At 69.8% G+C, this 19,605-nt stretch carries 19 protein-coding genes and 2 tRNA genes; 8 read left to right on the top strand and 13 right to left on the bottom strand.

The features are described 5' to 3' along the window. Positions 1-20 precede the first annotated feature (20 nt). Positions 21-965 (bottom strand): thiamine-phosphate kinase, encoded by a 945-nt coding sequence (locus NBW77_RS13235; RefSeq protein ID WP_131747993.1) that lies wholly within the window; start codon positions 963-965, stop codon positions 21-23. A 78-nt stretch (positions 966-1,043) separates the two neighbouring features. On the opposite strand from NBW77_RS13235, the gene NBW77_RS13230 reads away from it, so the two are divergent. Beyond that, entirely contained in the window at positions 1,044-1,277 is a 234-nt protein-coding gene (locus NBW77_RS13230; protein WP_131747996.1) for an Lrp/AsnC family transcriptional regulator, read from the top strand. 23 nt (positions 1,278-1,300) lie between these two features. Beyond that, on the top strand, positions 1,301-1,816 hold the full coding sequence (locus NBW77_RS13225) for a DUF3515 family protein (protein ID WP_242606028.1): 516 nt from the start codon (positions 1,301-1,303) through the stop codon (positions 1,814-1,816). Positions 1,817-1,872: 56 nt separating this feature from the next. Here the strand turns inward: NBW77_RS13225 and NBW77_RS13220 are convergent, their stop codons facing one another. Both NBW77_RS13220 and NBW77_RS13215 read right to left on the bottom strand, forming a co-directional pair. Next, positions 1,873-3,015 carry a D-alanine--D-alanine ligase family protein gene (locus tag NBW77_RS13220; RefSeq protein WP_131747998.1) on the bottom strand — a complete coding sequence of 381 codons (1,143 nt, stop codon included), beginning with the start codon at positions 3,013-3,015 and terminating at the stop codon, positions 1,873-1,875. Between the two features lie 107 nt (positions 3,016-3,122). Beyond that, on the bottom strand, positions 3,123-4,136 hold the full coding sequence (locus tag NBW77_RS13215) for an NAD(P)H-dependent glycerol-3-phosphate dehydrogenase (RefSeq protein WP_131748000.1): 1,014 nt from the start codon (positions 4,134-4,136) through the stop codon (positions 3,123-3,125). 277 nt (positions 4,137-4,413) lie between these two features. On the opposite strand from NBW77_RS13215, the gene cofC reads away from it, so the two are divergent. After that, complete coding sequence (gene cofC / locus NBW77_RS13210) at positions 4,414-5,136, top strand: 2-phospho-L-lactate guanylyltransferase (RefSeq protein WP_242606029.1); 723 nt, start codon at positions 4,414-4,416, stop codon at positions 5,134-5,136. A gap of 38 nt (positions 5,137-5,174) precedes the next feature. On the opposite strand, the gene NBW77_RS13205 is transcribed toward cofC, so the two are convergent. Then, positions 5,175-6,164 (bottom strand): transglutaminase family protein, encoded by a 990-nt coding sequence (locus tag NBW77_RS13205; RefSeq protein WP_131748150.1) that lies wholly within the window; start codon positions 6,162-6,164, stop codon positions 5,175-5,177. A 215-nt stretch (positions 6,165-6,379) separates the two neighbouring features. Between NBW77_RS13205 and NBW77_RS13200 the strand changes: the two genes are divergently transcribed. Continuing rightward, positions 6,380-8,593, top strand: a complete 2,214-nt coding sequence (locus NBW77_RS13200) for an RNA degradosome polyphosphate kinase (RefSeq protein WP_250279791.1) — start codon at positions 6,380-6,382, stop codon at positions 8,591-8,593. 75 nt (positions 8,594-8,668) lie between these two features. Here NBW77_RS13200 and NBW77_RS13195 read toward each other — a convergent pair whose 3' ends face one another. The 3 genes from NBW77_RS13195 to leuC form a co-directional block, all read right to left on the bottom strand. After that, a complete protein-coding gene (locus tag NBW77_RS13195; protein ID WP_131748002.1) occupies positions 8,669-8,953 on the bottom strand; it encodes an HU family DNA-binding protein in 285 nt (94 codons plus the stop codon). 268 nt (positions 8,954-9,221) lie between these two features. Beyond that, positions 9,222-9,809 (bottom strand): 3-isopropylmalate dehydratase small subunit, encoded by a 588-nt coding sequence (gene leuD, locus NBW77_RS13190; protein WP_131748004.1) that lies wholly within the window; start codon positions 9,807-9,809, stop codon positions 9,222-9,224. Positions 9,810-9,895: 86 nt separating this feature from the next. Then, positions 9,896-11,293, bottom strand: coding sequence for a 3-isopropylmalate dehydratase large subunit (gene leuC / locus NBW77_RS13185; RefSeq protein ID WP_131748006.1), 1,398 nt, complete (start codon positions 11,291-11,293; stop codon positions 9,896-9,898). A 164-nt stretch (positions 11,294-11,457) separates the two neighbouring features. On the opposite strand from leuC, the gene NBW77_RS13180 reads away from it, so the two are divergent. Together NBW77_RS13180 and NBW77_RS13175 are read left to right on the top strand one after the other, a co-directional pair. Further along, complete coding sequence (locus tag NBW77_RS13180; RefSeq protein ID WP_131748008.1) at positions 11,458-12,225, top strand: IclR family transcriptional regulator; 768 nt, start codon at positions 11,458-11,460, stop codon at positions 12,223-12,225. A 97-nt stretch (positions 12,226-12,322) separates the two neighbouring features. Further along, the gene (locus tag NBW77_RS13175; protein ID WP_250279790.1) at positions 12,323-14,233 is read left to right on the top strand and encodes a serine/threonine-protein kinase; all 1,911 of its coding nucleotides are present in this window, start codon (positions 12,323-12,325) and stop codon (positions 14,231-14,233) included. On the opposite strand, the gene NBW77_RS13170 is transcribed toward NBW77_RS13175, so the two are convergent. Beyond that, on the bottom strand, positions 14,234-15,826 hold the full coding sequence (locus NBW77_RS13170) for a sensor histidine kinase (RefSeq protein ID WP_250279789.1): 1,593 nt from the start codon (positions 15,824-15,826) through the stop codon (positions 14,234-14,236). A 200-nt stretch (positions 15,827-16,026) separates the two neighbouring features. Here NBW77_RS13170 and NBW77_RS13165 point away from each other — a divergent pair, with 200 nt between their 5' ends. Then, entirely contained in the window at positions 16,027-16,353 is a 327-nt protein-coding gene (locus NBW77_RS13165) for a hypothetical protein (RefSeq protein WP_131748012.1), read from the top strand. 167 nt (positions 16,354-16,520) lie between these two features. Here the strand turns inward: NBW77_RS13165 and NBW77_RS13160 are convergent. The 3 genes from NBW77_RS13160 to NBW77_RS13150 form a co-directional block, all read right to left on the bottom strand. After that, positions 16,521-16,593 (bottom strand) — tRNA-Glu (locus NBW77_RS13160). 53 nt (positions 16,594-16,646) lie between these two features. Next, positions 16,647-16,718, bottom strand: a tRNA-Gln gene (locus tag NBW77_RS13155). 81 nt (positions 16,719-16,799) lie between these two features. Further along, the gene (locus NBW77_RS13150; protein WP_131748014.1) at positions 16,800-17,579 is read right to left on the bottom strand and encodes a fumarylacetoacetate hydrolase family protein; all 780 of its coding nucleotides are present in this window, start codon (positions 17,577-17,579) and stop codon (positions 16,800-16,802) included. Positions 17,580-17,777: 198 nt separating this feature from the next. On the opposite strand from NBW77_RS13150, the gene NBW77_RS13145 reads away from it, so the two are divergent. Further along, positions 17,778-18,035 (top strand): hypothetical protein, encoded by a 258-nt coding sequence (locus NBW77_RS13145; protein WP_131748016.1) that lies wholly within the window; start codon positions 17,778-17,780, stop codon positions 18,033-18,035. A 260-nt stretch (positions 18,036-18,295) separates the two neighbouring features. Here the strand turns inward: NBW77_RS13145 and NBW77_RS13140 are convergent, their stop codons facing one another. Then, a complete protein-coding gene (locus tag NBW77_RS13140; protein ID WP_131748018.1) occupies positions 18,296-18,610 on the bottom strand; it encodes a hypothetical protein in 315 nt (104 codons plus the stop codon). Between the two features lie 330 nt (positions 18,611-18,940). Then, positions 18,941-19,605, bottom strand: a 665-nt coding sequence (locus tag NBW77_RS13135) for a His/Gly/Thr/Pro-type tRNA ligase C-terminal domain-containing protein (protein WP_250279788.1), incomplete at its 5' end; no start/stop codon positions are given.

The following is a 19,605-nucleotide window of genomic DNA, read 5'->3' as shown; positions in this document are numbered from 1 at the left end:
GCGCGCAGGCGAACGCCTCGTCAGGCGCGGAAATGCTCCCAACCACGTGGTACGCCCCCACCGGGATCCGGCGGCACCCCCTCCCCCACGACCCGCACACCGCCCCGCCGCTCGGGCGGGGCTGCGGCCAGCACCCGGCCGATCACGGCCACGCTTTCGGGCAGGTCAGCGCCCGCCGGCATCGTCCCAACGAGCCCATGGTCCTCTCCGCCGGTCAGCAGGTGCCGCACGGCGACGCCGGGGACGAGCGCACGCAGCGCGTCCGCGTCCACCTCGCACACCACCCCGGACGCGGTGGCCAGATGCCCGAGATCGGCGAGCAGCCCGTCGCTGACGTCCATCAGCGCGCTCGCGCCCGCCCGAGCCAGGGCCGGCCCCGCCCGGTACGGTGGCGACGGACGGCGGTGAGCGTCCACCAGCGGCCCGTCCCGCACCCCCGAGAGCAGCAGGTCGAGACCGGCGGCGGAGCGGCCCACCGTGCCGGCGAGCACGATCGACTCCCCTGGCCGCGCCCCGGCTCGTGTCAGCGGGGCACGCCCCGCCAGGTCCCCGAGCGCGGTCACCGCGAGGCAGACCTCGCTCGCGCTGACCATGTCCCCTCCGACCACGACCGCGCCGACCAGCGCGCACTCGTCGCGCAGGCCGTCCGCGATGCCGTCGACAACCTCGATCGGGGTGGACGGCGGGCAGGCCAGGCCCAGGAGCAGGGCGGTGGGGATGGCTCCCATGGCTGCCACGTCCGCGAGGCTCTGCGCGGCGGCCTTCCGCCCGATGTCGTAGGGGGAGGACCAGTCGAACCGGAAATGCCGACCTTCCACCAGAAGGTCTGTGGTGACAATCACAGAACCAGAAGGTGTGGGGACCACCGCGGCGTCGTCTCCGGGGCCGGCAGGCGGGGCCGGCGACCCCAGGCGGGATACCACTCGGGCGATTAGACCAAATTCCCCTGCATCAGAAACACTCACGAGGGCCGATTGCCTGTTACCTTCTGTCGGCCCGTTGTTCTGCGAGACGGGTTGTCGACGTCCGACGAGGGAGCGTCTGTGGTCCACGCGTACATCCTCATCCAAACTGAGGTTGGAAAGTCCTCCTCGGTGGCCAAGGAGATCGAACAGATCCCCGGCGTCACCCAGGCAGAGGACGTCACCGGCCCCTACGACGTGATCGTGCGAGCCGAGGCGGCTAGCGTCGATGAACTGGGGAAACTGGTTATGTCACGGGTTCAGGCGGTCGACGGCATCACCCGGACACTGACCTGTCCGGTGGTCCACTTCTAACCAGCCGACGGACCGCGGGTTCTGTGCGCCACCCGAACCGACACCCGCCCATCCGCATGGTGGCCAGGATCTCCATCCCGGCCACCATCCGGGCTTTGGTCGTTGTCGGTGTGATTTTACTCACCGGATGCGGCGGCTCGTCCAAACCGGTCGCGGTCAATGCACCGCCCGACCCGTCCGGCGCGGACCGTTCAGCCTGTCTGAAACTCACCGCGGCACTGCCGTCATCCCTGGGAACGGACCTCGCCCGCCGCAGGATCAGACCGGCGTCACCGTTCGTCGCGGCCTGGGGCTCCCCGCCGGCGGTGCTGTCCTGCGGGGTTCCCGGGGTCGCTCCCAGCTACCGGCCGGACGTGACCCTCTCGGTCGTCGACGATGTCGGCTGGTTCACCGAGGACCGGGGAAACACGGTCCGTTACTCCACCCCGACCCGACGTCCCCAGATCGTGGTCATCCTGCCGGCATCCACGCAGGCGTTCGACGTCCTCGCCACGCTTGCCGGGCCGATCCTCGACGCGACCACGTCCACAGTGCCCTGACCGGGCCGCCACCCGATCGCCCGACCGGATGGCCGGATGGCCGGGTCCGGGTCCGGTCAGCGCAGCCCGGTGCCTCGGCGCACGGCAAGAGAGATCAGCCGGTCCACCAGCGCGGGGTAGTCCAGCCCGGTCGCATCCCACATCCGCGGGAACATCGAGGTCGGAGTGAACCCGGGCATCGTGTTCACCTCGTTGACCACGATCGAACCGTCCGGGCACAGGAACATGTCCACCCGCGCGAGGCCCGCGCAGTCCAGGGCCTGGAAGGCCCGCACGGCGATCTCGCGGACCCGCGCGGCGGCATTGCCCGAGATGTCCGCCGGGACGTCGAGCCGGGCCGCGTCCGACAGGTACTTGGCCTCGAAGTCGTAGAACCCGGCCGCCGAGGTCACCGTCACCTCGGCGGGCAGGCTGGCCTCCGGGCCGCGACCGTCCAGGGTGTCCAGCACCCCGCATTCGATCTCGCGGCCGTCGACCGCCGCCTCGACCAGCACCTTCGGATCGGCGGCACGGGCCGCCTTCAGCGCGGTCTCCAGGTCGTCCCAGGCGTCCACCCTGCTGATGCCGATGCTGGAACCACCCCGCGCCGGTTTGACGAACACGGGCAGGCCCAGGCGTTCTCGGTCGGGCTCCGCGAGGGTCTGCCCCCCGCGTAGCACCACGCTGGGTCCGACCGGTAGCCCCGCAGCCGCGAGCAGGGTCTTCATGTGCTGCTTGTCCATGGCCGCGGCGCTGGCGAACACTCCCGAGCCGACGTACGGAACGCCTGCCATCTCCAGCAGCCCCTGCACGGTGCCGTCCTCCCCGAACGGCCCGTGCAGCAGCGGGAACACCACGTCGACGTCACCGAGAACGTCACCGAGGTCGACAGCGTCCGGATCGACAGCGCCAGGGGCCAGCGGTGACCTCGCCGGGACGAGAACCGTCAGGCCGCCCGCGGTGGGGTCAGCAGGCAGCGCCACCGGCATCCCGGTGCCGTCCACTTCGGGCAGGACGCCGGCCCGGACCTCAAGCTCGGCTGGATCGCCCGAGCCGAGCACCCACCGACCGTTCGGGGCGATACCGATCGCGACGACGTCATAACGCCTGCGGTCCACGACCCGAAGGACGCTTCCGGCCGACACGCACGAGATCGCATGTTCGGTGCTGCGCCCGCCGTAGAGGACGGCGAGTCGGGTCCTGCGCGGGGAGCCAGGCATGACGGGACCCTAACGGATCGCCGGCCGCACCACGGTGAACCCCACGCCGCCATCGCCATGGCTGCGGGCGCGGCCGTCCGCCGGACCGGCCCCGGCCCGAGGCCGGCTCAGGTAGCGGGTCCGTGGTACTCGCGGCCGGGTTCCCGGCTCATGAGTTCCTTCACCGCGTCCATCGGGGCGAGACCCTCGTGGATGACCCGCTCGACCTGCTCGGTGATGGGCATGTGGACGCCCAGCGACCGGGCCAGCGACAGGATGGGACGGCAGGAGCGGACACCCTCGGCAACCTGGCGCTGCTGGGTGTTGACCTGTTCCAGCGTCATGCCCCGGCCGAGCTTCTCCCCGAAGGTGCGGTTGCGCGACAGCGGTGACGAGCAGGTGGCCACGAGGTCGCCCAGGCCCGCGAGGCCCGCGAACGTCGACGGGTCGGCGCCCAGGGCCACGCCGAGCCGGGCCGTCTCGGCCAACCCCCGGGTGATCAGGGACGCGGACGTGTTGGTGCCGAACCCCATTCCCTCGGCCATGCCGGCGGCAAGGGCGATGACGTTCTTGACCGCGCCGGCAAGCTCGCATCCGACTACATCCAGGTTGGTGTAGGGACGCAGGTAGGGCGTCGCGCATGCCGCCTGTAGGTCGATCGCTGTCTGCTCGCGGACACTGGCGACGACCGTGGCCGCCGGGTACTCGGCCGCGATCTCACAGGCGAGGTTCGGTCCGCTGACGACCGCGACCCGCTCCGGGCTCGCGCCGGTGACCTCCCGGATCACCTCGCTCATCCGGCGGCAGGACCCGAGCTCGATGCCCTTCATGAGGCTCACGTAGGTGGCGGACGGCGGCACCAGCGGGGCCCACCGGGCCAGGCATCCACGCAGGACCTGGGATGGCACCGCGAGCACGACGAAGTCGGCATCCCGTAGCGCCTCCGCGGCGTCCAGGGTGGCGCTGACCCGGTCGGGCAGCACCAGTCCGGGCGCGTAGCCGGGGTTGGCATGGGAGTGGTTGATGGCGGTGACGATGTCGGGCTCACGTGCCAGCAACGTGACTGCCGCTCCTGCGTCGGCGAGCACCTTGGCGAAGACCGTCCCCCAGGATCCGGCGCAGAGAACAGCCGCCCTCGTCATACGGATCCCCCGCCGGCCCCGGTCCAGCCCGCCCCGGCTCCAAGCCGCGAGCGCAACCCGATGATGACCGCCGACGTACTGGGGACCCGGGGACGTTCAGCTCGCTTCACGTCGCAGGAGTCTTGCTCAGCCACGCAAAGACTGTCGAGAAGGCCGCCGGGCGCGTCCGGCCGTGTTCCCCATCCGGCCGGAACCGACCCGCGGCAGGTGCCATAGAGTCGGGCCGTGATGTCCGCGCTGTCACCGAAATGACGGCTGTCACCGAAATGACGGCCGAGTGACCACCGGGGCCGGCTGGGTGGTGGTTGTGCCGATCAAGCTCCTCGCGGCGGCGAAGAGCCGGCTCGCCCACCCGGACCGCACCGCGCTCGCGCTTGCGATGGCACAGGACACGGTGGCCGCGGCCAGCGGCATCGACCGGGACGTGGTCGCGGCCGTGATCGTCGTGACGAACGACGACGAGGCGCGGACGAGGATGGTCCACCTACGCGGCGTGGACCAGTCGACCGAGGGCACCTGCGGTGACCGTGACACCCACCCCCACGTCATCGTCGTCCCGGACGTGCCCGACGCGGGTCTCAACGCGGCGTTGGCGCACGGTGCGGCCGTGGCCGTGCACCGGTGGCCCGGCACCGGGGTCGCGGCGCTGTCCGCCGACCTCGCGGCGCTGCGCCCGTCCGAGCTTCAGGCGGCCCTGCTGGCCGCGCCCAGCAGGGGCCGGGCACTGGTCTCGGACGCGACGGGTACCGGCACCGTCCTGCTCGCCGCCGCGCCGGGTACCCCGCTGCGCCCACAGTTCGGACCGGCGAGCCGCGCCGCCCATGTCGGTTCGGGTGCCCGGGACCTGACCGCGCAGCTGGGTGAGTCGGTCCGTGGGCTGCGGCGCGACGTTGACACGCTCGACGACCTGCGGGAGGCGGTGAGCCTCGGCGTCGGGCCCCGGACGCGCCAGGTCCTCGCCGCCGGACCGTCCGCCGCCGGACCGTCCGCCGCCGGCTGATCCAGCCTCTGTCCAGGCTCCGGTGGCGTCCGTTGGCTTCAGTCGGTGGCCGTGGGCTCGAAACCTATGATGTCGACACGCTGTGTCGTTGTGAGGGCGCCGCGGCCCGGACCGGCGTACCAGCCGGAGGTCGGCGTCACCTCGTGATAGTCCCGGCCGACGGCCACGGTGACATAACGCCGGTCGGTCGGACGGTCGTGGCACGGGTCGAGCGCAACCGCGCACGCCGCGGCCCCGCCCGGGCTCCTGCCGTGCTCACCGCCAGTCCCGGAAACAGTGAGGATCCCCCCGTCGCCCGGACCGCCGGACCCACCGCTGTGGAACGCCCGTGCCACACCCTCGGGAACAATCACCTCGACCCAGGCGTGCGAGGCACCCTCACCGATCATGTGGCCGGAGACGTACCGTGCCGGCACGCCCGCGGCGCGGCAGAGAGCCAGCAGGACATGCGCGTGGTCCTGGCAGACCCCACGGCCTCCGGCAAGCGCCTGCGCCGCGGTGGTTGTGATGTCCGTGGCTCCGTCGGCGTATTCGATCTTCCGGTGTACCCAGGAGCAGCAGCGCAGCGCGGTCTCGAGAGGGTCGGGGACGGCCAGCGTCCGAGCCAGCTCGATCATGGTGGGGTCCGGTGTCGTAAGCGGAGTCGGCGTGAGCAGCCGGCGGCCGGTGAGCGCGGACGCGGGCAGTCGCGGCGGTCCGCCCACCGCGACGCGTTCGACCACAACCGTGATGTCGAAGTCCAGCCGGGGCGCAACCGTGTCGAGTTTCACCACCGCGGCCCGGGAGCCGTCAGTGGTGCGCTCCCACGTAACGGTGGCCGCCGGATCCGACACGGCGAGATGAAAAGCACGTAACACCTGATCGCCGTGCCGACGCGCAGGAACCACGACAAGCCTGTGCACCAGCTGGTGGGCCGGACCGTCGTAGGCGTAACTGAACTGCTGGCGGATGCGGTACGTTACCGATGCTGCAGCCGAGTTCACAGGGTCGAAGGCCTCGACGGCGGCCGGTGGCACAGCGTCCGCCATGACCTTCGCCGCTGCCGACCGGGGCGTCACCGACAGACCTCGGCCATGTCACCTACCAGCCTCTCCGTGTTTCCTCCATGCTGCGATATTCGCTCAGCAGCATTTCGCGATCGTTACGTCCGATGTTCATCGGCCGGCCGACCCGGACGCGTTGTGCGAATCCTAATCATCGCACGCGCCTACCTGCGTCCAACGAGGCTGGCACCATCGAGGGCATGACCGAGCTGGTGGTGAACCGATCCGAACAGCCGCAGCGTAAACCGCGGAGCGGCCTGCTTGAGCCGCTGGAGGCGCCCCGGCAACCGATCCCCTCCGATCTTCCCGAGGACCGGTTCATCAACCGCGAGAAGTCCTGGCTGGACTTCAACGCACGGGTGCTGGCACTGGCCGAGGATCCGACGACGCCGCTACTTGAACGCGCTAAGTTTCTGGCTATATTCGCCAGCAATCTTGACGAATTTTACATGGTACGGGTCGCCGGCCTGATGCGCCGCGAGGCGACCCGTCTCGCGGCGCTCTCCGCTGACGGCCTCACCTCCCGTGAGCAGCTCGACCTGATCAGCCGGACCGCGGCCGACCTCTGCGAGCGTCACTCACGGTGTTTTACCGAGGACGTCGGGCCTGCCCTGGCGGACACGGGAATCACGATCCGGTTGTGGAGCGAGCTGACCGACGGGCAGCAGGAGCGCCTGCACCGCTACTTCCACCAGCAGGTCTTCCCCGTGCTCACCCCGCTTGCGGTCGACCCGGCGCATCCGTTCCCCTACATCAGCGGGCTGTCCCTCAACCTTGCTGTAACCGTCCGTGACCCGGGGGGGGACGGTGACCGGTTCGCCCGGGTGAAGGTGCCGCAGAACGTGCCCCGGCTCATCCGGGTCGACCCCGACCACGCGCTGCGCGACGACGGCCGCTACGTCTTGCGCGGCAAGGAGTCCGACGACCGCGAGGTCTGCTTCGTCCCGCTGGAAGAGGTGATCGCCGCGCATCTCTCGCAGCTCTTTCCGGGCATGGAGGTGGTCGATGCCCACCTGTTCCGGGTGACCCGCAACGCCGATCTGGAGGTCGAGGAGGACGAGGCCGAGGACCTGCTGCAGGCCCTCGAACGCGAACTGGCCCGCCGCCGGTTCGGCCCGGCCGTCCGCCTCGAGGTGGCCGATGACATCGACGCCGACCTGCTCGATCTCCTCATGCGGGAGCTGGAGGTCACCCACCGCGAGGTCATGCGGGTCGGCGGACTACTCGACCTGTCCGTGCTGTGGGCGCTCTACGACCTCGACCGCTCGGAACTCAAGGACCCCCCGCACGTGCGCGGGACACACCCGCGGCTCGCCGCCTCCGAGGGGGAACAGCCCGACTTCTTCGCGGCGCTGCGCGAAGGCGACGTTCTCGTGCACCATCCCTACGACTCGTTCACCACGTCGGTGCAGCGCTTCATCGAACAGGCCGCGGCCGACCCCCAAGTCCTGGCCATCAAGCAGACGCTGTACCGCACCTCGGGAGACTCCCCCATCGTCGACGCGCTGGTCTCCGCGGCCGAGGCGGGCAAGCAGGTCGTCGTCCTCGTGGAGATCAAGGCAAGGTTCGACGAGACCGCGAACATCCGGTGGGCACGCGAGCTGGAACGCGCGGGCTGCCATGTGGTGTACGGGCTGATCGGGCTGAAGACCCACTGCAAGACCTGCCTGGTGGTCCGGCAGGAACGCGGGGGGTTGCGCCGGTACTGCCACATCGGGACGGGCAACTACAACCCGAAGACGGCCCGCCTGTACGAGGACCTCGGCCTGCTCACCGCGGACCCGGACGTCGGCGCCGACGTCACCGACCTGTTCAACGTGCTGACCGGCTACAGCCGCCAGACCGAGTACCGCTCCCTGCTGGTCGCCCCCCAGCACATGCGGGACGGGATCATCGAACGCATCGAGCGGGAGTCCGCGGCCGCCCGTGAGGGTCGGGTGTCCGGGATCCGCATCAAGATCAACAGCCTTGTCGACGAGGAGGTCATCGACGCGCTGTACCGGGCATCCCGCGAGGGGGTGCCCGTGAAGTGCCTCGTCCGCGGGATCTGCGCGCTGCGGCCGGGGGTCCCCGGCCTGTCGGAGACGGTGCACGTCCGGTCGATCCTGGGCCGTTTCCTGGAGCACAGCAGGGTGTTGGAATTCGCCTCGCTCGAGGAGTGCTGGATCGGCAGCGCGGACATGATGCACCGCAACCTCGACCGTCGGATCGAGGCACTGGTGCGCGTGCCGCAGCCGTCCCGGCAGGGACCGTTGAAGGCCATGCTCGACCACGCGTTCTCGGACGGCGTGGCCGCATGGATCCTGCAGCCGGACGGCACCTGGTACCGGCGTCCGACCGGCCCCGACCACGAGCCGCTGTCGGACTACCAGACCGACCTGATGAGCCGGACCCTGCGCCAGGCGCACGGGTGAGCTGCGTCGTGTCGACCGTGAGCACACCGCGGCCCACGGTCGACACCCGCCGGAGAGGACCAGGAACCCTGGGTCCTACTCCTCGCCGGCGGACACGCTGGCTTTGAACTCCGAGCCGGGCCGGAACTTCGGCACGACCGAGGCGGCCACATGCACCGGCTCGCCCGTGGCCGGGTTGCGGCCGGTACGGGCCGCCCGCTCGACACGCTCGAAGACACCGAAGCCGGTGATCGTTACCTTCTCACCGGCGGACACGGCCTCCTGGATCGCCTCGAACACCGCATCGACGGCTTTGGTCGCGTTCGATCGCCCGCCCTCGATCTGCTGGGCGATGCGATCAACCAACTGGGACTTGTTCACAACAACCTCCGGACGCCCCTTGCAGGCGCGGGGTAGGGAGCAGATCGGGCATCACACTGCGCTGCACCGTAGGCATGTCCACCGGTTAGGGCAATTCCCATGCGCGTGTCGCGCAACACAAACATGCACGTCAGCGACCGTTCTAGATCATCTGAGGCCACTGGGTGGATGAACGACGATCCCCCGATCGGACACTGTTCGTCACATTCGGAAACTTTTTTTGATCATAATGTCGCCGATGGGAGCGCCCCGGACCCGACCGCGGACCTCACCGAGTGGTGGGCAGCCAGGCAGGTCGGGTGGTCTCGAAGGCCGCGATGGCCTCCTGCTGACGCATCGTCAGACCCACGTCGTCCAGCCCCTCCATGAGCCGCCAGCGGGTGAAATCGTCGATGTCGAAGCCGGCGACGAGCCCGGGTGCCCGAACCTCGCGGCGGTCCAGGTCAACGGTGATCTCGACGGTGGGATCGGCCTCCACCCGATCCGTCAGCGCCTCGACCGTCCCGGCCGGCAACTCGACGGGCAGGAGCCCGTTACCCAGGGCGTTGCCACGGAAGATGTCGGCGAACCGGGCCGAGATCACGGCTTTGAAACCATGGTCCTGCAGAGCCCAGACAGCATGCTCGCGCGACGAGCCGGTACCGAAGTCCGGGCCGGCGAGCAGGATCGTGGCGCCGGCGTAGGCCGGGTCGTTCAGGACGAACCCGGGGTCGGCCCGCCACTCAGAGAACAGGCCGGCGCCGAACCCGGTGCGTTCGATCCGCTTGAGCCAGTCACTGGGGATGATCTGGTCGGTGTCGACGTCGCTGCGCCGCAGCGGCACCGCCCGGCCGGTGTGCGTGGTGAACGCCTCCATCCGGATGCGCTCCCTTCATCGTCGGGTATCGGAGAACTCACGGGCGAGAGCTCAGGGGACGGAGCTCGGCGATCGGAGCTCGGGTGTCACAGGTCGGCGGGCGCGGTCAGGCGTCCGGTGACCGCGGTTGCGGCGGCCACGGCGGGCGAGACCAGGTGGGTACGTCCGCCCGGCCCCTGGCGCCCCTCGAAGTTGCGGTTGGACGTCGACGCGCTGCGCTCCCCGGGACGCAGGGTGTCCGGGTTCATCCCCAGGCACATCGAGCAGCCGGCGCTACGCCATTCGGCCCCGGCGGCGCGGAAGACCTCGTCGAGCCCTTCGGCCTCGGCGTCCGCCTTCACCGTCATCGAACCCGGGACCACGAGCACCCGCAGCCCGCCGGCAATCCGGCGGCCGCGCAGGATGTCCGCGGCGGCCCGCAGGTCCTCGATGCGCCCGTTGGTGCAGGAACCGATGAACACGGTGTCGACGGGGACGTCGCGCAGGGGCGTACCGGGCGTGAGCGCCATGTAGGCCAGGGCCCGTTCGACCGATGCGCGGGCGGCCGGATCGGCGTAGTCGGCCGGGTCGGGGACCCTGGACGACAGCGGCGCGCCCTGCCCGGGGTTGGTACCCCAGGTCACGAACGGGCTCAGCCCGGCGGCGTCGAGAACAACCTCGCGGTCGAAGACGGCGTCGTCGTCGGTGACGAGCGTCCGCCAGTAGGCGACGGCGGCGTCCCAGTCGGCCCCGGCCGGCGCGTGGGGGCGCCCCCGCAGGTGAGCGAAGGTCATGTCGTCGGGGGCGACCATGCCGGCGCGTGCGCCCGCCTCGATGGACATGTTGCAGACCGTCATGCGGCCTTCCATCGACAACGCGCGGACGGCCTCACCGCGGTATTCGATGACATGTCCCTGGCCGCCGCCGGTGCCGATCCGGGCGATGATCGCGAGGATGAGGTCCTTGGCGGTGACGCCCGCCGGCAGCGGCCCGTCCACGGTGACAGCCATGGTCTTCGGCGGGCGTTGCGGCAGCGTCTGGGTGGCCAGCACGTGCTCGACCTGGCTGGTGCCGATGCCGAACGCGAGCGCGCCGAACGCGCCGTGGGTGGAGGTGTGACTGTCCCCACAGACGATCGTCATGCCGGGCTGGGTCAGGCCCAGCTGCGGGCCGACCACGTGAACGATGCCCTGGCCGGGGTCGTTCATCGGGTGCAGCCGGACACCGAAGTCGGCGCAGTTCTTGCGCAGCGCCTCGACCTGGGCGGCCGACACCGGGTCGGCTATCGGGAGCAGCGTGTCGGTCGTCGGGACGTTGTGGTCCTCGGTGGCAATGGTCAGGTCCGGACGGCGCAGGGGTCGGCCGGCCAACCGCAGCGCCTCGAACGCCTGCGGGCTGGTCACCTCGTGGACGAGATGCAGGTCGATGTACAGCAGGTCGGGTTCGTCGTCGACACGCCGGACGACGTGAGCGTCCCAGACCTTCTCCGTGAGTGTGCGCCCCATGGCCCACTCCTTCAGGTCGCTTCGGTTCGGATGACTTCGGATTCGGGTTGCGGCACCGCCCGTCCCGACGCGGTGACCCGGGCGGCGGAGGTGCGGTACGGACCGCTGATCCCCGACATCCCGCATGTTGTACATCCCATGGATTGGGATGGCAGTATCAGCTTGTGGAACAGCTTAGCGGAGTCGGTGTCCTGGACAAGGCGGCTGCCGTGCTGAACGCGGTGGAAACGGGTCCGGTGTCCCTCGGCGAGCTGGTTGCCCGTACGGGGCTCAGTCGGGCTACCGCACACCGGCTCGCGGTCGCGCTCGAGGTACACCGCCTGGTCGGACGGGACCCGGACGGCCGGTTCGTCCCCGGCCCCCGCCTTGCCGCGGGCGGCGCGGTGCCACTGCCGTGGGCGCTGGTGGCCGCGGCGAGACCGGTGCTGGCGGAGCTGCGGGACGCAACCGGCGAAAGCAGCCAGCTCTACGTGCGGCACGGGGAGGTACGGGTGTGCGTGGCCGCGGCCGAACGCGCCAGCGGGCTGCGCGACACCGTCCCGGTGGGCTCCACGCTGCCGATGACGGCTGGTTCGGGTGCGCAGGTACTGCTCGCCTTCGCCGATACCCCGCTCCCGCTCCCGGACCCTGGAGCGGGAGCGGGGACCGGTGGGATCACGCCGGTGGGCGCGGCCTTCGACGCGTCCGCCCTGGATCGGGTGCGACGCCGCGGCTGGGCGGAGAGCGTCGGTGAACGCGAGGCCGGGCTCGCGTCGGTATCCGCCCCGGTACGGGACGCGGACGGCCGGGTCATTGCGGCGCTGTCGCTGTCCGGGCCGGTGGAACGCCTCACCCGCTCCCCCGGCCGTCGCCACGGCGCCGCCGTCGTCGCTGCCGCCGAGCGGCTCGCCGCCCGACCCACCGGGCGGCCGGCCCAATTGCTGGACCCCTGATCGCCGGTGCCGCCGGTGCCGCCTGTTCCGCTCCCTCGGGCACGTCATAAGGTCCAGGTCACCAGTGGATATATGCCCGCAGGGGGGATTACGGACGATGCGGAGACTGGGTTCCCGGTACGTCCTGCACGAACCCCTCGGACGGGGTGCCAGCGGCGAGGTCTGGCGAGGCGAACGGGTCGACGACGGTACCGGTGACCATGGGCTGGTTGCCGTGAAGGTGCTGCGGCCCGAGCTGGCCGACGACCCGGAGATCGTCGACCGGTTCCTGCGCGAGCGCCGGGTGCTGCTCGCCTTCGACGACCCGCACCTGGTGAAGGTCCGCGACATCGTGGCCGAGGGCAACACCCTCGCGATCGTCATGGACCTCGTCGACGGGGTCGACCTGCGCGGGTATCTCCGCCAGCATGGCAGCCTGCCCGATGCCGAGGCGGTCGAGCTGGTCAGCCAGGTACTGACCGCCCTGGCCGTCGTCCACGAAGCCGGTGTCGTCCATCGCGACGTCAAGCCGGCGAACATCATGGTCGACGCCACCGGCCCCGGCGGCCCGCGGGCGATGCTGACCGACTTCGGTATCGCCCGGCTCACCCACGGGCCGTCCGTGACCCGGCTCAGCGGTGCGATCGGCACGCCCATGTACATGGCACCGGAGCTGGCCGAGCACACCCCGGCGAGCGCCGCCGCCGACCTGTACGGCGCCGGGGTCGTGCTCTACGAACTGCTCGCCGGCCGGCCGCCTTTCACCGCGCCGAACCCGATCGCGATGCTGCGGGCCCACGCGTTCGACGCTCCCCCACCCATCGACGGTCTCTCCGAGCCGCTGTGGGACGCGCTGCGCCGGCTGCTCGCCAAACGTCCCACCGACCGGCCCGCGAGCGCGCAGGCGGCCCGAGCGGTACTTGCCGCCGCGCTCCCGCCTGGTCGGTCCACGGAGGTGGACGACGTGCCGACCATGCTGTCCCCGGCTTCCACCGCCGTGCCGGACGCCCCGCCGGTGCCGCCACCCGCGGTCGGCAGGGACGCCGACACCGCCCGAATGAAGCCGTTCATCCCCGACGTACCAGCGCGGCCGGACGTGAGCGGACCCCACGCGACGCCCCCGCTACCGGCCGGCCCAGCCGAATACGAACCGGACCAGCTCCGGACCCTTGTCGCCCACCAGACCCCGCTGCCAGGCGCCCTGCCTGCCGGATCGTCCGCCGCACCGCCGACCGCACCGCCGACCGGGGTGCCGATCCCACCGGTTCGGACCCGCGCACCGGCATGGACCGCCCGTGCCCGGGTGACGATCGCGGCGGTGGTCGCGGCTGTCCTGCTCGCCGGACTCGGATCATGGGCTCTGGCCGCGGGCCTCGGCGACGGCGGGGACGACTCGCCCGGTCGCCCGTCCGCGGTGAATGTCCCGACGCCGCCCCCGGGGACACCCGCCGGTGCCGCCCTCGGGCCCGCGCCCGCCGCCACGACGGTGGACCCCACGTCCACGCTCTCCCCGCCGGTATCCGATCCCGCGCCTGGCCCCGCCCAGGGCGGCCCCGGACCGGCCGGCCCGGGCAGCGCCCCGGCGGCGTCCGCGGCACCGTCCACAGCGAACCCGGTGCGCGCCGCGCCAGTGCCGAACGTGCGGGACATGGTGCTGGACAATGCCACCACGACCCTGCGCAACGCCGGCTTCAGCAACGTCCCCTACGAGTATGACTGCTACCGGTCACCGAACGTCGGCAACGTGGTGCGTCAGGACCCCGCCGCGGGGACGCGGACCGCCCTGACCGCGCCGGTGCACCTGTACCTGCAGGCCAACAACTGCGCGACAGTGGCGAATGTCGTCGGGATGACGCTGGATGACGCGGCGAAGACGCTCAAGGGGCTCGGCTTCTCCAACATCCCGTACGTGTACGAATGCCTCGGCTCCAAGTCGACGGGGACCGTCGTCACCCAGGCACCCGCCTCGGGCACCAGCTACGGGACTTCTCAGCCGGTCAACCTCAAGTTGCAGGCGAACAACTGCTGATCAGCCGGACCGGTCGATCGGCAGCGAACGGTCCGTCCAGATCGGCGCGGCCCGTAGACCCGGCTGCACGCTCTGGTCGAGCGCCCGCGCGATGGGCAGCGTGTGGGACGGGCCGCCGAGCGCCGGCCGACCGCCGAAACCCATCCAGTTGCCCGGCATCGACTGGGGATCAGCGGCGAGCGGACGAGGCACCGCCGCCCACATGTCGACCTCGACGATGATTTCTCCGTCCTCGGACGACATCCGCAGCCGCCCGCCATGGACCTCGACCAGGCGTCGAACGACATACAGGCCCATGCCGGCCCCGTCGGTCTCCCGGGTCGCGGTGCCGTCCCGCTGGGTGAACGGTTCGAACAGCTGGCGGATCGTGGCCGGATCGAGGTCCGGGCCCGGGTTGCGGACCCGCAGAACCACCTCGTCCCCCACCCGGCCGGCGATGAGCCGGACCGGGGCGCCGGGCCATGAGTGCACCAGGGCGTTGTCGACGAGGTTCGCCACCACCTGGTGCAGGGCCTGACGGGCCATCCGCACGGACAGCTGGGGCGGCACGTCGATGCTCACGTTCGCCGCGGTCGCCGGGGAGTAGGCCAGGGTCGCCAGCACCTCGTTGACGACCTCGGGGAGGTCCGCGACGGTGTCCTCCTCCGTACCGGTCGCGGTCGCGGCCGTCAGCATGTTCTCCAGCAGCCGAGACAGCCGGTCGGAGTAGTTGACGGCCGAGTCGAGCATGTCGTCGAGCTGCGCCGGCGACATCCTGTCCCGTCGACGTTTGATCGTCAGCAGGGTCCCGCGGATGCCGGTCAGGGGCGTCCGGAACTCGTGCGAGACCGTGGCGACAAGGTCACTGCGGATGCGGTCGGTCTCCTCAAGCCGGGCCATCAGGCTCTGCTGACCCTCGTAGAGCTGGGACCGGTAGTGCTCGGCCCGGCGACGGGACTGCTCGTTGAAATGCCAGAAGATCACTTGCGCGGCTGCCAGCGCACAGATGAACGCCGCGCTGACCGCGGCGAATGCCCAGGGCGACTCGGGCGGGTTGTTGGCGAGGATCCGGTCCCCTACCGCGCCGTTCGCCCCGAACACGAACGCGATGGCCAGCAGGTAGACCGCCCAGTCCTCATAGAGGGCTATCAGCGCCACCACCACGAAGAAGTGGAAGTGCATCTCGGTCTGTCCGTGTGAGAGGTGCACCAGCACCACGGAGCTGCACAGCAGACCGAGGCTGGCCGCGAGCGCCCGCAACCGGCGGATGCCCGGGACGACGGCCGCGCCGAGCAGCAGCGCAGGTGGGCAGGCCGAGGCGAGGCCCTCCCCGACCCCGAACTTCTCGTACGAGGCGTAGGCGATGATGACCGGGATGTGAAGGGTGAGGATCCAGGCAAGGAGCCGGTGACGGGCGACCCAGTCCTCCGTGGGCAGACCCCGCCCATGCGGGACCCACCCCCAGGAACCGCCGCCGATCTTTTCGGCACCGGCCGCGGAATCGGGACCGGTGCGATCACCTGGAAGCGTCCGTTCAGCACGATGGACCCGGCCGGCTCGCACACTCCCGTGGCGACGCCGCGCACGGTCGGGAATGGGGGCCGCGGTGGACATCCGCGTCATCCTCCACCGATCGGATCCGGACGCACCATGGCCGTCAAGGATGGTGTGACATGGCGAGCATGCCTACCCGTGACTAGACCATCTTTACCAGTCGGTAACAGGCTCAAAGGGGCATGGCCTATTGGTACGGCCTTCGACAGGCTGTGGTCCGCGAGGTGGTCTTCGGACGGCCACCCGGTGAGGAGGACACCGTGCCCCCTGTGACCTTGACCGCCGCAAGTGCCGCGACCGCCGTCGATCTACCCTGCGCCATCCCCGCCACCGCTCTCGCGCCCGTCACGCAGCCGGTCGCACCGACGAACGACCCGGCCTGCGCCCCCGATGCAACGGCGACCCCGGACCGGGCGAACCGGGTCGCGGCCCACGTCGGGCTACGCCCTCAGCTTCGACTTGTGGCTACCGGAGGCGAGCCGGGTGAGATCGTGCACGGACGCGGCGGCCCGAGCTCGTGCAGCTGCCGGGAGTGCGCGATGGCACGCCACCCCGCGTCATTTCCCCGTCTCACGGTTGTCCGCTGATCGCAAACTTGGAAGGACGACGCGGAGGATCCCGGGCCTGATGATCCCGCGACCCTCCGGCCAGGAAACTCCGGCTAGCGATCACCGCTATAAAAACATCTGGACGACGAAGGCTCCCTGACCTGATCTTCCTGGTCAGGGAGCCTTCTGTACTGGTCCAGCTGGTGTAGCCCCGACCGGATTCGAACCGGCGCTACCGCCTTGAGAGGGCGGCGTCCTAGGCCACTAGACGACGGGGCCAGCTGTGCCTATCTGTTCAGATGAACCTCACTCTACAGTGAGATCTATCTGAGCTGGGGTACCAGGACTCGAACCTAGACTAACGGAACCAGAATCCGTTGGGCTGCCAATTACCCCATACCCCAAGGTCGCCCTCTCGGGCGAGCCCTACTGTACCGCATCCGAGCGACGGGCAGGCCGGTGACCCGCCGCGACCGGGCCGCGTGTCAGCGCGCCACGACCGGGTTGGTGAGGGTGCCGATCCCCTCGACCGTGACAGCCACGGTCTGACCGGGGCGCATCGGACCCACCCCGGCCGGCGTCCCCGTCAGCAGCACGTCCCCGGGCAGGAGTGTCATCGCCGCCGACATGTACGCGATGAGCGACGGGACGTCGTGGAGCAGCAGCTTCGTCCGGGAGTCCTGCCGCAGGTCACCGTCGAGGGTGGTACGGATCGCCAGGTCGGAGGCGTCGAGGTCGGTCTCGATCCACGGCCCGACCGGACAGAACGTGTCATGGCCCTTGGCGCGGATCCACTGACCGTCCGCCTGCTGCTGATCACGAGCGGTGACGTCGTTCGCGCAGGTGTACCCGAAGACGACGTCGAGGGCCCGTTCCACCGGGACGTCCCGGCACAGGCGCCCGATGACGATCGCGAGCTCGCCCTCGTAGTCGACCCGCTCACTGTCGGCGGGAAGCCCGATCGGGTCACCCGGGCCGATCACACTCGTCGACGGCTTCAGGAACAGGATCGGACTGCCCGAAGGTGCGTCCCCACCCATCTCCCGGACATGATCGGCATAGTTCTTGCCGACGCACAGCACCTTGCTGGGCAGAACCGGCGCAAGCAGCCGCACGTCGCCGAGCGAATGCCGGGCGCCGGTGAAACTGAACGCGCCGAACGGATGGGGGGTGATCGTGGCCACGGCGGCCTCACCGCGTCCGACCGACCCCTCCACGATCCCGAAGGCCGGTTCCGTCCCATCTGTGAACCTCGCGATACGCACCCACCGACGTTACCGGGCAGGTCCGGGCTTGAGGAGCCCGCGGCGCGCCGAACCGACCTGGTTCGCCATCTACCGGGAGAGTGACCGACAATCTCGTCAGGTGCCGGGCGGTTCCCGCACGCCCTGTGCGCCCTGTGCGCCTGTTCGCAGTCGCACGTCACACTGCCAGACCGAGAACATCAGCCCGAGAGGAACCAGTTGAGCGAGACCACCCCCGTCTACGACGTCGGCGCGCCGGAGCCGAAGCCCATCGACGAGGAGCTGAGCGTGAAGCTCGGTCATCTCGCCGAGGACGCGATCCTGCGTGGCAAACCCAACGGCGACGAGCGGTGCGACAACTGCCTGTACTACCTCGACACCGACAAGGACATCACCTACTGCTGGCACCCGAAGCTGCGGATACTCGTCGGCGGCGACTGGTGGTGCCAGTGGTGGGAGGAGATCCCCGAGGACTGACCTCGTGCGGGCCCGGACCCACGGGCCCACACACCGTCGATCGCCGAAAACTCGGACCGCGCACTCTCGCCAAGATCTTCTAGATAGTCCGTCACCGAGGTTCTGGCCGACTATCCCTACCTCGAACGCCAGGACGTCCTGGCCCCGTTGAAGTACGCGGCAGCAGTCAGTCCCTACCCTTCCGTTCTCCATGACGTTATGGGGCGTAAGGGATCAACGGCGGTTTCAGGTGGTGCTCCGACAGGCCGCCATCTTGATCATCAAGAACTACGCCTGCCGAAAGGCCAACGCCGACGCCGGACCGGCTGATCGCCGGGGTCGGCGTCCCGGGCCGGGTTTCCGGAAAGGCCGAGGTCGACACCGATCCGCCGTGCGATCTCCGCAGCCTCACTCACCATCATCCTGCCGCGCTCGCGGTCGTCCGTCCCGGACAGCAGCCGGCCCAGCTGGAGAAGTGAGATCATGACGTCCCGCTGCTTGCCGGCATTGACCGGGTCGGCCTCAGCCAGGCTCCCGGCAATCGCCAGATCCTGTTCGTAATACCCACAAGCCTGATCGATTTTCCCCGATCTCACAGCAAGATCCGCCAGCTGTTCATAGGAGCAGGCGCCCCCGGCTACCGGCTTGCCCGCCTAACCGTGGACATGTCGGCTGGTGGAGGAACTGGATCGACAGGTTCTGACGTGGCACGCTCATACGCTCGGGCGCGAGCTTCTTCCCTGCGGCGACACTCCGCGTCCCTTGCGGCCGCTTGCTGATACCACTGCCAGTCTGACCTGCGCCCCTGGTTTGGTGGCAGGTAGACCGGTCCGGTGCCGGCCTGGCTCGGCAGAAGCGAGCCAGGCCGTCGACTGACGGGTGGCGCGGAACAGCGTCGTCACCGGTCGGTGGTGGGAGCGACCGATCTATTCCCCGCCGAAGTGCTGCTGGAACGGCGTGTCATCGCGCTGCTCCACGGCGGCGCGCAACACATCGATAAACTCGCTCAGACCGACCTGACCGAGGTCCGCGCCACTGCGGGTTCGGAGAGCCACTGATTCGGCTGCTTCTTCCGCCCCGCCTACCACAAGCACAAGTGGGATCTTCCTGACCAGTGCGTTCCGCACCTTCTTCTGCATTCGGTCCGAAGTCGCGTCAAGCTCGACCCTGAATCCAAGGCTGCCGTTGCGTACCGGACTCGACATGAGACGGTCGTAAACCTGTGCGGCGTAGGAGGTGAACTTCTCGGATACCGGGATCACCACGACCTGGACGGGGGCCAGCCATACAGGGAAGGCTCCCTTGTAGTGTTCCAGGAGGAAGGCTATGAACCGTTCGTGGGAACCGAGGGGAGCTCTATGGATGACATATACCGGATAGTCCTTGGCGTCCTCGCCGCGGTAGGTGAGGCCGAAGCGTTCGGTCGCCAGGAAGTCGAGCTGGTTGGTCGAGATCGCGTACTCGGTGCCTATCGCGCTCTTGATGATGAAGTCGATCTTCGGGCCGTAGAAGGCGGCATCGCCCTTGGCCTCCTGGTAGGGCAATCCACTGTCGTCCATGGACTCCTGGATCACATCGAGCGCGGCCATCC

Source organism: Frankia sp. Cppng1_Ct_nod, assembly GCF_920656135.1.
Lineage (GTDB): Bacteria > Actinomycetota > Actinomycetes > Frankiales > Frankiaceae > Protofrankia > Protofrankia meridionalis.
This window is presented reverse-complemented; position numbering and strand designations above follow the sequence as displayed.